Source organism: Ancylobacter tetraedralis, from assembly GCF_014195655.1.
Lineage (GTDB): Bacteria > Pseudomonadota > Alphaproteobacteria > Rhizobiales > Xanthobacteraceae > Ancylobacter > Ancylobacter tetraedralis.
This window is the reverse complement of record NZ_JACICD010000001.1, coordinates 770,700-783,593: the sequence shown is the minus strand read 5'-3', so window position 1 is coordinate 783,593 and position 12,894 is coordinate 770,700. Positions and strand designations below refer to the sequence as shown.

Genomic DNA, 12,894 nt, shown 5'->3' with positions numbered 1-12,894 from the left:
GCGCCCGCCCGCTCTCAGTCCGGATCCGTGTCCGGCTCTCGACCCTGGCGGCTGCGGAAGCCGGTGGCGACGACATAGAGCTCGGCCGAATCCGCCCGGCTCGCCTGCGGCTTCACATGCTTCACCGTGGTGAAGTCGCGCTTCAGCTCGGCCAGCAGCGCGTTCTCGGTACCGCCCTGGAACACCTTGGCGATGAAGGCGCCGCCCGGAGCCAGCACCTGCCGGGCGAAATCGATAGCCAGTTCCACCAGCCCGACAATGCGCAGATGGTCGGTCGGCCGGTGGCCGGTGGTGTTTGCCGCCATGTCGGACATGACGACATCCGCCTCGCCGCCCAGCATGGCCTTCAGCCGCTCCGGCGCGTCGTCCTTGAGGAAGTCCATCTGGGCGAACTCGACGCCGGGGACGGGGTCGATCTCCAGAAGATCGATGGCGACGATCTTGCCGCGCCCCTCCTCCGCCTTCACGCGCTGGGCGGCAACCTGGCTCCAGCCACCGGGCGCCGCGCCGAGATCGACCACCCGCGCGCCGGGCTTGAGCAGCTTCATCTTGTCGTCGATCTCGATCAGCTTGAACGCCGCGCGCGAGCGCCAGCCTTCCCGCTTGGCGCGGGCGACATAGGGGTCGTTCAGCTGGCGCTGCAGCCATTTCTGCGAGGAGGAGGAGAGCGAACGGGCTTTCTTCAGGCGCACCTTGAGCGGGCGCGCCTCGCCGCCCTTGCGGGCCTCAGGCTTGTCGATCACGTATTCGTCCTCGCCACGGGCGCCTCGACGCCCTCGCGCCAGACACCGTCCGCGCGCATCAGTTCCACCAATATGCCCTCGCGCAACCCGCGGTCCGCCACGCGCAGGCGGTCGCACGGGAAGGCCCGGCGCACCGCTTCGAGGATCGCGCAGCCGGCGAGCACGAGGTCCGCGCGCTCCACGCCGATGCACGGGTTGGCCGCGCGCTCGGAGAAGGGCATCTCGATCAGCCGGTCGACCACCACCCGCACCTGCTCGGCGCCGAGCCAGGTGCCGTCGACCTGCGAGCGGTCATAGCGCGGCAGGTCGAGATGCACGCCGGCAATGGTCGTCACCGTGCCGGACGTGCCGAGCAGGTGCAGCCGGCCGCAATTATGCGGGCCGACCGCCTTCACGAACCCGTCGAGATGGGGCGAAAACTCCGTCACCATCGCCTCGAAATCGTCGCGCGTCACCTTCACGCCGCCATGGCGCTCGGCCACGGTGACGACGCCGAGCGGCACCGAGACCCAGGCGCGGATGATGGCTGCGGGCGGACCGCCGTCGCAGGTTTCCACCCGGTCGAGCCAGACCACCTCGGTGGAGCCGCCGCCAATGTCGAACAGCACCGCGCCATCCGAATAGGGATCGACCAGCGGCGTGCAGCCGGCGGCGGCAAGGCGCGCCTCGGTCTCGCGATCGACGATTTCCAGCGCCAGCCCGGTTTCGCGCTCGACCCGGCGAATGAAGTCCGCCCCGTTCAGGGCGGAGCGGCAGGCCTCGGTGGCGATGAGCCGGGCACCGGCAATGTGGCGGCTGCGAATCTTGGCGGCACAGACGCCGAGCGCATCCACCGCCCGGTCCATCGCCGCCTCGCCGAGCCGGCCCGAGCCGATCAGGCCCTCGCCGAGGCGCACGATGCGGGAGAACGCATCGACCACGCGGAAGCCGTTCGCGGTGGGGCGGGCGACGAGCAGGCGGCAATTATTGGTGCCGAGGTCGAGCGCGGCGTAGCAGCCCTCGCTGGGTCGTGCACGGGCCGGCCCGCCGGCTTCCGCCGGCGAGTGTGCCGCGTGGCCACGCCGTCCCCGCCCGTGGCGATGGCGCGCGTGCGGTTGTGGGCGATCCTCGCGCGACGACCTCTCGGTCGTCGGCGGGCCTGCCCAGGTCTGGGTCTCGTCGACCATTTCGGGTTCCCCGGCCGAAGCCGGCGGCCCTGCCGGCGCGGTGCGCGCCACAAGGACCGCTTTGTTCATGACTCCCGCGAAATGTAACATTCGGAAGCGCCAACGCAATCGCCATCATGACAGGGATGCCCGGAACGCGCCGCCCGGGCCGGGCCGATCGCCGCTCCGCGCGCAATTTATGCCGGCCTTATGGCGTGGCCGCGAGCTTCGCATCGATCCCTGAGACGTGCCCGCCTAGCTTCTGCGGGCGGCGCACAACCCCGCGCCGACGAACCCTCGTTGCCTTCATGAGCACTCTTTCTGCCAACCCTCTTTCCGCAAAACTCGCGGCGGGCATCGCCCCGATCGCCAATCGACTGCGTTTCGCGGTCGGCAAGGACCCGTTCGGCCACTGGGTGGCCATTGAGGAACACGGCCTGGGCGGCGGCCTGTTCCGCTCGCGCGAGGACGCGCTGCGCTATGCCTGCCGAGAGTGCGGGGGCCGGCGCAAGGCCGTGCGGCTGGTGCGCCGCCCGTTGCTGCTTACCCTGTGAGGGCGTAGCCATGCTCAACGGTGTCCTCGTCCCGCTCCTGACGCCCTTCCTCGGGGCCACGGTCGACGAGAATGTCTACGCCCATCAGGTCGAGAGGCTGCTCGCGGCCGGGGTCGGGGGGCTCATCACCGGCGGCATCATCGGCGAAGGGCCCACGCTCAGCGCGGCCGAGAATACGCGGCTGGTGCAGATCGCCGTCGAAGCCGCTGCAGGCCGGGTACCGGTGATCGCCGCCACCGGCAGCAACTCGACCGCCGCCACCATAACCGCAACCCATGCCGCCCGGATGGCCGGCGCCTCGGCCGCGCTCGTGGTGACGCCCTATTACAACCGCCCCGGCCAGGCCGGCTTGTTCGCTCATTTCGAGGCGGTGGCGCGGACGACCCAGATGCCGCTGATCCTGCACAACGTGCCCGGGCGCACCCATGTCGCGCTGGCGCCACCGACGCTGGAGCGGCTGGGCGCGCTCCCCGCGATTTTCGCGCTGGTCGACGAGAGCGAGGAGACGGGCCCGCACACCGCACGGGCGGAGGCCTGCGCCGGGCGGCTGTGGCGCATCGCCCCCGATTGCCGCAGCCCGTTCGCGCCTCACCTGCGGCCGCCCCGCGCGTGCCTGAGCGCCATGGCCAATATCGCACCCCGGCTATGCGTCGCCTTGTGGCGCCAGCGGCTGGCGGGGCATGGCGCGCGGGCGATGGAACTCGCCGCGCCGCTCGACATCCTGCAGCACGCGCTCGACCTCGAGACCGAGCCGGCGGGCCTCAAATACGCCGCCTCGCGGCTCGATCCGGCCTTCAACCCCTCCCCCCGCCTGCCGCTGACCGCGCCGGCGCCCGCCTCCGCCGCCGCATTACGCGTCGCCGTCGCGGCGCTGGCCTGCGCGCCGCTGCATGACCTGAGCCCGACGCCAATGAGCCCGACGCCATGAAGTCCATCTTCCCGACCCCTCGCTCCCGCCCGCGCCCGCCGCGGCGGCCCGCCACGCGCTATGCGCAGAGCCATGCCCTGATGACGCGGCTGGCGGTGATGTTCAGCCTCGTCTTCGGGCTCGCCATGGTGCTGAGCCATGTCGAGCGGCCGCAGCCGGAAGCGCCGGCGCCGGCGGCTCACGCGGCGGTGCGATAGCCGACGCCCGGCTCGGTGACGATGAGCACGGGGTTGGCCGGGTCAGCCTCCAGCTTGGCGCGCAGCTGGCCGACATAGACGCGCAGATATTGCGTGTCGTGCTCGTTGGCGGGGCCCCAGACCTCGCGCAGGATGTGGCGATGGGTGAGCACCTTGCCGGCATGGCGCGCGAGGAAGGCGATGAGCTCGAACTCCTTCGGGGTCAGCTTCACCTCCGCGCCGGCGCGCAGCACGCGGTGGCGGGGAATGTCGATCTCGACATCCCCGAGGCGCAGGATCGGCGTCTCGCCCTTTTCCTGCATGCGATGGCGCAGCGCCGCGCGCAGCCGCGCCATCAGTTCGCCCATGCTGAACGGCTTGTTGACGAAATCGTCGGCGCCAAGATCCAGCGCCTCGATCTTCTCGATCTCCCGATCCCGCGCGGAGAGCACGACGATCGGCACGTCCGACCAGCCGCGCAGCGAGCGGATCACGTCCTTGCCGTCCATGTCCGGCAGGCCGAGGTCGAGGATGACGATGGCCGGCCGCCGGTTCACCACGAGGCTCAACGCTTCCGCACCGGTATCGGCACGCAGCGCCTCATAGCCGTTGGCCGCCAGCGCCGGCGCCATGAAGCGATGGATGGCGGGCTCATCGTCCACGACAAGGACCGTCACGCCGCTCATGCGATCTCCTCCGTTTCGGCCGGGGCGGCCGGCTCCAGCGGCAGGCGCAGCGCGATGCGCGTACCGGCCCGCTGGCCTGGCGCGGGGCTGCGCGCCGCCACGGTGCCGCCATGCGCCTCCACAATACCCTTGGTGATGGCGAGGCCAAGGCCGGAGCCATCGCCGCCGTCGCCGCCCGGGCGCACCGCGCGCACGAATTTCTCGAACACATGCGGCAGCACATCGGGCGCGATGCCGGGCCCGTCATCGGTGACGGCGATGACCAATTGGCCATCGATCACCGTGGCGGACAGGCCGATGCGCGCCTGCGGCCCGGCATAGCGCACCGCATTGCCCACGACATTGCCGAGCGCCTGGTCCATCAGGCTCGGATCGGCCCTGAGCAGGGGCAGATCGGGAGCCGCCGTCACCACGAAGCGTTGCGTCGCGCCGCGCCGGCGGGCCGCCGAGCAGGCCCGGTTCATGATCTCCACCACGTCGATCCAGTCCCGGCGAAGGTCCAGCGCGCCCGCTTCCAGCCGCGTCATGGAGAGCAGGTTGCGCACCATCTGGTCGAGATTTTCCGCCTCGTCGCGCATCTGCAGCAACAGGTCGCGCCGCGCCGCTTCGGGGATATCGGCGCCATAGTCGATCAGGCTGGTCGCCGCGCCGAGGATGGAGGCGAGCGGCGTGCGGAAATCATGGCTGATTGAGGCCAGCAGGATGTTGCGCACGCGCTCGGTCTCGGCGGCGGTGCGGGCCTGCGTGACTTCGGCGGAGAGCTGGGTGCGCACCAGCGCCGCGGCGGTCTGCTCCGCCAGCGTGCCCAAAATACCCTCGCTCTCGGCGTCGAGCGCGGCGACGCCCGCCGTGCGCTCGATGCCGACCACGCCGATCGGCGCTCCGGCCTTGGCGCCGGTGAGCGGGCGGAAGAACCACGGCACGCTCGGCAGCGTGCCGGTGCCCGCTCCTGCCGGCTCGCCATGGTCGAACGCCCAGCTGGCGGCGGTCATCGAGGCGGTGTCGAGCCGGTCCTCCGGCGGCCACGCAGCGGCGATGGCGAGTTCGCCCTTCTCGCTGGTGAGGATGACACTGGCGCTGCCCAGCGCGGCGTGCAGCTCGACGGCGGCGGCCTCCGCGACCGAGGCGCTGTCCGGCCGGGCGGAGAGCTTGCGGGTGAACTCGTAGAGCCGGCGCGTGGCGCGCATGCGCTGGGCGGCCAGCCGCGCCTGCTCGCGCGAGCGCCCGGCCAGCGCGGAGATCGCAACCGCGACGATGAGGAAGATCAGCAGGGCCAGCAATTCATGCGGGCGGGCGACGGTGAACGTATCGACGGGGTCGATGAAGAAGAAATTATAGGAGAGGAAGGACAGCGTCGAGGCGATGATCGCCGGCCAAACGCCGTACAGCAGCGCCGGCATGAGCACGGCGAGCAGATAGAGCATCGAGACGTTGGGCAGCGCCACGAAGCGCGTCAGCAGCAGCCCGAGCAGCGTCGCCGCGCCCACCCCGAGCGGGGCGACGAGATAGCCGGCGAGCGGGCCCGGCTGCGGCAGGCGCGGCAGGCCGCGTGCCGCCGGCTCGGGCTGGTCGGCGGTGACGACATGTATGGCGACGCCGGTGGCCGCGCGCACCAGCGCATCCGCCAGCGAGCCACGCAGGAAGGCGCGCAGGCTCCAGCGGCGCGCCTTGCCGATGATGATCTGCGTCACGTTCTCGAAACCGGCGAAGCGCAGCAGTTCCGCCGGCACGTCGGAGGCGACCAGCGAGCGCACCTCCGCCCCGAGATTCTCGGCGAGGCGCAGGCCCGCCTCCAGCCGATGCCGGTCCCGCGTCGCCATCACATGGCCGGGCCGCTCGACCGTGACGGCGAACCAGGTGGCGTCCATCCGGTCGGCCAGGCGCTTGGCCTCGCGTACCACCCGCTCGGCCGCCATGTCGGGCCCGACGCAGACGAGCAGGCGCTCGCCGGCCGCCCACGGACCCTGGATGGCTGATCCCTGCATGCGCGCGACGAGGTCGCTGTCGACGCGGGCCGCCACCTGGCGCAGGGCCAGCTCGCGCAGGGCGGTGAGGTTGGAGGGCTTGAAAAAGCTCTGCACCGCGCGCGTCGCGGTGTCCTCGACATAGACCTTGCCGTCGGCGAGGCGCTTGATGAGCTCGTCCGAGGGCAGGTCGACGAGGATGATCTCGTCCGCCTTCTTCAGCGCCATGTCCGGCACGGTCTCGCGCACGCGCACGCCGGTGATGCGCTGGACGACGTCGTTCAGGCTGTCGAGATGCTGGATGTTGAGCGTGGTCCACACGTCGATGCCGGCGTTCAGCAGTTCCTGCACATCCTGCCAGCGCTTGGGATGGCGGCTGCCCTCGACATTGGAATGGGCATACTCATCCACCAGCAGCAGGCCGGGATGACGTTCGAGCGCGGCCTGCACGTCGAATTCCGGCACCAGCCGGCCGCGATAGGGAATGTTGCTGCGCGGCAGCAGCTCAAGGCCCGCGACGAGCGCCTCGGTCTCCGCCCTGCCATGCGTCTCGACGATGCCGATCACGACGTCGCCGCCCGCTGCCTTGGCGGCGCGGGCGGCGGAGAGCATCGCATAGGTCTTGCCGACGCCGGGCGCGGCGCCGAGGAAGATGCGCAGCTTGCCACGCGCCTCCCGCTCGGCGGCGGCCAACAGCGCCTCGGGGTCGGCGCGGGTGGGGTCCATCGCACTCATGCGCCGTATTCCCGAATGACCCGCCGCCGCTGAGGTCGTCCCCACTCAGGACGATGGCGTGGCCGGGGCGGCTGCATCGAGCGCCAGGTTGAGTTGGAGAACGTTGACACGCGGATCGCCGAACAGGCCGAGCTGGGGCTTTTCTATGTGGGCCTCGACGAGCGAGCGCACAAGCGCCTCGCCGAGCCCGCGCGCCTTGGCCACGCGCGGCACCTGCGCCAGCGCGAAGGCCGGCGAGATATGCGGATCGAGCCCGCTGCCGGAGGTGGTGACGGCATCGGCCGGGATCGGCCCGGCAATCCCCGCCGCCCGCAGCGCATCGGCATCGCTTTTCAACCGCTCGGCCAGCTTGGCGCTGGTGGGCCCGAGATTGCTGCCGGAGGAGGCCGAGGCGTCGTAGCCGGTGCCGGCCACCGAGGGGCGCGGATGGAAATAGCGCGCCTCGATGAAGTTCTGCCCGATCAGCGCCGAGCCGACGACCTTGCCGTCGCGCTCGATCAGCGAGCCGCCGGCCTGCGCCGGGAACACCGCCTGCGCCACCTCCACCATGGCCAACGGATAGGCCAGCCCGGTGATGAGGGTGAAGGCGACGAGCAGCGTCAGCGCGGGGCGCAGTTGGTTCACCATGGAAGTCATGTGCGTCGTCTCCTCAGGCGAGGCCCATCGCCGTGATGGCGATGTCGATGAGCTTGATGCCGGCGAAGGGCAGCAGGATGCCGCCCAGCCCATAGATGGCCAGGTTGCGCGCGAGCACCGCGCCGGCATCCTGCGCGCGGTAGGTCACGCCGCGCAGGGCGAGCGGGATCAGCGCGATGATGATCAGCGCGTTGAAGATCACCGCCGAGAGAATGGCGCTCTGCGGCGAGTGCAGCCCCATGACGTTGAGCAGGCCGAGTTCGGGAATGGCGGCGATGAACAGCGCGGGGATGATGGCGAAATATTTCGCCACGTCGTTGGCGATGGAGAAGGTGGTGAGCGCCCCGCGCGTCATCAGCAATTGCTTGCCGATGCCGACGATCTCGATGAGCTTGGTCGGGTCGCTGTCCAGATCCACCATATTGCCGGCCTCGCGGGCGGCCTGCGTGCCGGACTGCATGGCGACGCCCACATCGGCCTGGGCGAGAGCAGGGGCGTCGTTGGTGCCGTCGCCGCACATGGCCACCAGCCGGCCGCGACGCTGCTCGGTGCGGATATAGGCGAGCTTGTCCTGCGGGGTGGCCTCGGCGATGAAATCGTCGACGCCGGCCTCCGAGGCGATGGCGGCGGCGGTGATGGGATTGTCGCCCGTCACCATCACCGTACGGATGCCCATGCGGCGAAGCTGCGCGAAGCGCTCCTTGATGTCCGGCTTCACCACGTCCTTCAGATGGATGACGCCCAGCAGCCGGCCGTTCTCGGCAAGGCCGAGCGGCGTGCCGCCCGAGCGGGCGATCCGCTCCACCGCCGCATCGAAGGCGGCGATGCCGGTCGAGGCCCGCGGGTCGACCGAATGAACGAAGCGCTTCACCGCATCCACCGCGCCCTTGCGGATGCGGCGTCCCGCGACATCGACGCCCGACAGGCGGGTCGCCGCGGAGAAGGCGACGAAACTGGCCCCTTCCAGCGCCGCCATCTCGGCGGTGATGCCGTATTTTTCGCGGGCGAGCGCAAGGATGGAGCGGCCTTCCGCCGTCTCGTCGGCCAGGCTCGCCTGCACCGCGATCAGCGCCGCCTCGTGCTCGTTGATGCCGGGCACGGCGATGATCTCGGCCGCCATCCGGTTGCCGAAGGTGATGGTGCCGGTCTTGTCGAGCAGCAGCGTGTCGACATCGCCCGCGGCCTCCACCGCGCGGCCGGACATGGCGAGCACGTTGTGGCGGATCAGCCGGTCCATGCCGGCAATGCCGATGGCCGAGAGCAGGCCGCCGATCGTGGTGGGGATGAGCGTGACCAGCAGCGCCACCAGGATCGGCACCGGCACGTCGGCGGCCGAATAGCGCCCGAGGCCGGCCAGCGAGACCACGGCGATGAGGAAGATCAGCGTCATGCCGACCAGCAGCACCGACAGCGCCATCTCATTGGGCGTCTTCTGGCGCTCGGCGCCTTCCACCAGCGCGATCATGCGATCGAGGAACGAGGATCCGGGCGCGGCGGTGATGCGCACGACCAGCCAGTCGGAGATGACGGTGGTGCCGCCGGTCACCGCCGAGCGGTCGCCGCCACTCTCGCGGATGACGGGCGCCGATTCACCCGTGATCGCCGCCTCGTTGACCGAGGCGATGCCCTCGACGATCTCGCCGTCGCCGGGGATGAGGTCGCCCGCCACGACCAGCACATGGTCGCCGAGCTTGAGGTCGAGCGCGGAAACGCTGTCGACGCTGGCATGATCGGCCGCGCTGCGCAGGCGCTTGGCCACCGTGTCGGTGCGGGCCTTGCGCAGGGAGTCCGCCTGCGCGCGCCCGCGCCCCTCGGCGATTGCCTCGGCGAAATTGGCGAACAGCACGGTGAACCACAGCCAGGCCATGATCTGGCCGGTGAAGGCGAGCGGATTGCCGACCAGGACGTCGCGCAGGAACAGCACGGTGACGAGGGCGGCGACCACTTCGGTGACGAAGATCACCGGGTTGCGCATCAGCGCCACCGGGTTGAGCTTCACGAGCGCATCGCGCGCCGCCCGTCCGATCAGCTCGGGCGAGGCGAAGGCGGATGTCCCGTTGGCCGGTTTCGCGTGGGAGTGAGTGGACATTCGAAGTCTCCGAGCGCGGTCTGTCAGAAGGTCTTGGCCGAGAGCATCTGCACCTGCTCGGCGATCGGGCCGAGGGCGAGAGCGGGGAAGAACTGCAGACCGCCGAGGATGAGGATGACGCCGACGAGCAGGCCGATGAACAGCAGGCCGTGGGTGGGGAAGGTGCCGGACGAGGCCGACAGCCGGGTCTTGGCGGCGAGCGAGCCGGCAATCGCCATCATCGGCACGATATAGGCGAAGCGGCCGAGCAGCATGGCGATGCCGAGCGTGGTGTTCCACCACGGCGAGTTGGCCGAGAGCCCGCCAAAGGCCGACCCGTTATTCCCCGCCGCCGAGGAATAGGCGTAGAGAATCTCGGACAGTCCGTGCGGGCCGGCATTGCCGAGCCCGGCCAGCGCATCGGGCAGCACGGCGGCGATCGCGGAGAAGCCGAGGATCGCGGCGGGGAGGATCAGCACGGCGAGGATCGCCATCTTCACCTCCGTGACCTCGATCTTCTTGCCGAGATATTCCGGCGTGCGCCCCACCATCAGCCCGGCGACGAACACGGCGATGATCGCCATGACCAGCAGCCCATAAAGCCCCGAGCCGTTGCCGCCCGGCAGGATCTCGCCCAGCTGGATCAGGAACATCGGCACCAGCCCGCCGATCGGCGTGAAGGAGCCGTGCATGGCATTGACGGCGCCATCCGACAGGCCGGTGGTGACGGCGGCGAAGAAGGACGAGGCGGCAAGGCCGAAGCGCACCTCCTTGCCTTCCATGTTGCCACCGGTGGGGTCGAGACCGGCGGCGACCAGCGAGGGCGTGCCCGCCGCCTCCGCCCAATAGGTGACGGCGATACCGGCCACCAGGATAACAGCGATGGCGGCGAGAAGCGCACGCGCCTGCCGCCGGTCGCCGATCAGCCGGCCGAAGGCGAAGACCAGCGCGGTGGAGACCACCAGCATCTGCCAGATCTCCAGCGCATTGGCGAGCGCGGTCGGGTTCTCGAACGGATGCGCGGCATTGACGTTGAAGAAGCCGCCGCCATTGGTGCCGATCTGCTTGATCGCCATCTGCGTGGCCACCGGCCCCATGGCGATGGTCTGCTGCGCGCCCTCGAGCGTGGCGGCGGTAACGGTGGGTGCAAGCGTCTGCGGCACGCCCATGCCCACCTGGATGAGCGCGGTGACAATCGCCAGCGGCAGCAGCACGTAGAGCACCGAGCGCGTCATATCGACGAAGAAATTGCCGACGCCGGCGGCGTTGGAGCGGGCGAAGGCGCGCACCAGCGCCACGGCGAGCGCGATGCCGGTGGCCGCGGAGAGGAAGTTCTGCACCGTGAGCCCGGCCATCTGGCTGAACAGGCTCATGGTGGTCTCGCCGCCATAGGACTGCCAGTTGGTGTTGGAGACGAAGCTCACCGCCGTGTTGAAGGCAAGGTCCGGCGAAACGCCGGCAAAGCCCAGCGGGTTGTAGGGCAGCAGCCCCTGCAGCCGCAGGATCGCATAGAGCAGCACGACGCCGGCCGCGTTGAAGGCCAGCATGCCGAGCGTGTAGGCGAGCGCGCCCTGCTCGCGGCTGGGGTCGACACCGGCGAGGCGGTAGAGGCCCCGCTCGACCGGGCCGAGCAGCGACGAGAGCAGCGTTGGCTCGCCGGCATAGACGCGCGCCATATAGGCGCCGAGCGGCACAGCCGCGACGACGACGAGCGCAAGGACAATGGCTATCTGAAGCCAGCCGAGAACGGTCATTGGAATGCCTTTCGGCAGATATGTCTTGATCGGGACAAGCGTTTTTCGGGGAAGCGCCGGCGCGTCAGAACTTCTCGGGCCGCAGCAACGCGGCGACGAGATAGGCGGCGAGCGACAGGGCGACAGCGGCGCCGAGCAGGAGATCGAACATCGGCCCTACCCCTTTGAAACGGCGCGCGCATAGGCGGCCATCAGCATGAAAAAGCCGATGGCGATCGCCAGATAGACAATATCGAGCATGATCCAGCTCCTCTTGTTGAGCTGGCGGATCCTCTAGGCCTCCCGCGATAAGCGTTCGATCCGGAATGCGGCGGGCCGGCATAAAGGACGCATAAAGCCGCAGGCGCCGGCATATGGGCCCGAGCCCCGGCTGCGCAGCCAATGCCCCCGATGAGTTGGCGGCTGGATCGCGCGAACGCAGCGATTGTTCTTGATTTGTTCAGACGCGAGGCGCCAGAGTGGCTCGGTTCAGGAGAGACTCATGGCGAAGAAGACCTTCTACGTCGTCCAGCCCTTCGTGGCCGGCAAGCGCGGCTCGATACGGGCCGGTCAGCCGATGGAAGTGCGCAATGCCGCCGATGCCGAGCGCATTGCCGAACGCATGAGCCTGGTGAAGCTCGGCGCCATCGCGTTCTCCACCGATGTCGAGCCGGAGAGCGGCGATGCCGACCCACCCGTGCTCATCGCCTCGTTCGGTCAGGTGCCCGACGGCATCCTGGAGCCGGCCTGAAACTCGCCGACCTCGCCTCACACCCGCCCGCGGCAAGACGCGGCAAAGCCATCGCCACGACTGGATGCGCGCTGTGAGGCAGGGAATGGCGACGAGTTGCCCGGATTCGCCCATCGCGCGCCCCGAGACATCAAGGCGTCGTCGCGCTACGGCGAAACATGAGAGCGAGAGAGAGAGGACGTTGGCGGGAGATACCGGCAGCCGGCAAGCCCGGCTGGGGGTAGCCGCTGGGGGTAGCCGACGACAAGGTCGGTCGGCTAGATCCTTGATTTTCAACGACTATCGGAAGTGGCTGGGGGACCTGGATTCGAACCAGGACTAACGGAGTCAGAGTCCGCAGTTCTACCGTTAAACTATCCCCCACCGAAACGCCTCGGGTTCGAGGCTATTTCCGGGGCCGGCCGGCGATGACGGTTCGCGTCAGCGCCGGGGGCAGCGGCAGTGGCGGGGTCTATAGCCTCTCCCGCGGGCGCGGTCTACCCCCATATTGAGCAAACATGACACCATCCCCAGCGAGGATGGTTTCCTCGCCCGGCGTCGCCTTTCCGGCATGCGGCGATGGGCTCGCGGTGCGGCGATCGACGACGGCGCGTGATGGTCGCGCCAGCGGCGGGCCCTGCGTGGAGAGCCGAAGCTGCGGCGCGCCGGGATCTGCGGGACGCGGGATCGCCCCGACGCCGGCCCGACGGCACCGGCGGACAGCCGATCTGCCGTCCATTCTACACATGCCCCAGAGACCACCCCGCGCGATTGACGTATGGAACGAGCGGAATTT

General features: G+C 69.7%; 12 protein-coding genes and 1 tRNA gene. 4 read left to right on the top strand and 9 right to left on the bottom strand.

Going from position 1 to position 12,894, the window contains the following annotated elements; all coding sequences use genetic code 11:
- Positions 1-14 precede the first annotated feature (14 nt).
- Together FHS55_RS03590 and FHS55_RS03585 are read right to left on the bottom strand one after the other, a co-directional pair.
- Positions 15-743 carry an SAM-dependent methyltransferase gene (locus tag FHS55_RS03590; RefSeq protein ID WP_183188273.1) on the bottom strand — a complete coding sequence of 243 codons (729 nt, stop codon included), beginning with the start codon at positions 741-743 and terminating at the stop codon, positions 15-17.
- The gene (locus tag FHS55_RS03585; RefSeq protein WP_183188272.1) at positions 740-1,909 is read right to left on the bottom strand and encodes a Ppx/GppA phosphatase family protein; all 1,170 of its coding nucleotides are present in this window, start codon (positions 1,907-1,909) and stop codon (positions 740-742) included. Before FHS55_RS03585 ends, FHS55_RS03590 begins: the two co-directional genes overlap by 4 nt.
- 287 nt (positions 1,910-2,196) lie before the next feature.
- Here FHS55_RS03585 and FHS55_RS03580 point away from each other — a divergent pair, with 287 nt between their 5' ends.
- Genes FHS55_RS03580 through FHS55_RS03570 form a run of 3 tightly spaced genes read left to right on the top strand, consistent with a single transcriptional unit; the run spans position 2,197 to position 3,567 of the window.
- Positions 2,197-2,442 (top strand): hypothetical protein, encoded by a 246-nt coding sequence (locus FHS55_RS03580; RefSeq protein ID WP_210286873.1) that lies wholly within the window; start codon positions 2,197-2,199, stop codon positions 2,440-2,442.
- A gap of 10 nt (positions 2,443-2,452) precedes the next feature.
- Positions 2,453-3,370 (top strand): dihydrodipicolinate synthase family protein, encoded by a 918-nt coding sequence (locus tag FHS55_RS03575; RefSeq protein ID WP_183188271.1) that lies wholly within the window; start codon positions 2,453-2,455, stop codon positions 3,368-3,370.
- The gene (locus tag FHS55_RS03570) at positions 3,367-3,567 is read left to right on the top strand and encodes a hypothetical protein (RefSeq protein WP_183188270.1); all 201 of its coding nucleotides are present in this window, start codon (positions 3,367-3,369) and stop codon (positions 3,565-3,567) included. Before FHS55_RS03575 ends, FHS55_RS03570 begins: the two co-directional genes overlap by 4 nt.
- Here the strand turns inward: FHS55_RS03570 and FHS55_RS03565 are convergent.
- From FHS55_RS03565 to kdpF, 6 genes are all read right to left on the bottom strand, one after another.
- Positions 3,549-4,232 carry a response regulator gene (locus FHS55_RS03565; protein ID WP_183188269.1) on the bottom strand — a complete coding sequence of 228 codons (684 nt, stop codon included), beginning with the start codon at positions 4,230-4,232 and terminating at the stop codon, positions 3,549-3,551. The genes FHS55_RS03570 and FHS55_RS03565 overlap by 19 nt on opposite strands.
- A complete protein-coding gene (locus FHS55_RS03560) occupies positions 4,229-6,931 on the bottom strand; it encodes a sensor histidine kinase (protein WP_183188268.1) in 2,703 nt (900 codons plus the stop codon). The genes FHS55_RS03565 and FHS55_RS03560 overlap by 4 nt, the downstream gene beginning before the upstream one ends.
- 45 nt (positions 6,932-6,976) lie before the next feature.
- Positions 6,977-7,558: a potassium-transporting ATPase subunit KdpC gene (gene kdpC, locus FHS55_RS03555; protein WP_183188630.1), complete on the bottom strand. Its 582-nt coding sequence runs from the start codon at positions 7,556-7,558 to the stop codon at positions 6,977-6,979.
- A 22-nt stretch (positions 7,559-7,580) separates the two neighbouring features.
- Positions 7,581-9,656: a potassium-transporting ATPase subunit KdpB gene (gene kdpB / locus FHS55_RS03550; RefSeq protein WP_183188267.1), complete on the bottom strand. Its 2,076-nt coding sequence runs from the start codon at positions 9,654-9,656 to the stop codon at positions 7,581-7,583.
- Between the two features lie 23 nt (positions 9,657-9,679).
- Entirely contained in the window at positions 9,680-11,389 is a 1,710-nt protein-coding gene (gene kdpA / locus FHS55_RS03545; RefSeq protein WP_183188266.1) for a potassium-transporting ATPase subunit KdpA, read from the bottom strand.
- Positions 11,390-11,453: 64 nt separating this feature from the next.
- A complete protein-coding gene (gene kdpF, locus FHS55_RS23220; protein WP_210286824.1) occupies positions 11,454-11,711 on the bottom strand; it encodes a K(+)-transporting ATPase subunit F in 258 nt (85 codons plus the stop codon).
- A 159-nt stretch (positions 11,712-11,870) separates the two neighbouring features.
- Here kdpF and FHS55_RS03535 point away from each other — a divergent pair, with 159 nt between their 5' ends.
- A complete protein-coding gene (locus FHS55_RS03535; protein WP_183188265.1) occupies positions 11,871-12,119 on the top strand; it encodes a hypothetical protein in 249 nt (82 codons plus the stop codon).
- A gap of 289 nt (positions 12,120-12,408) precedes the next feature.
- Here FHS55_RS03535 and FHS55_RS03530 read toward each other — a convergent pair.
- A tRNA-Gln gene (locus FHS55_RS03530) sits at positions 12,409-12,482 on the bottom strand.
- Positions 12,483-12,894: the final 412 nt, after the last annotated feature.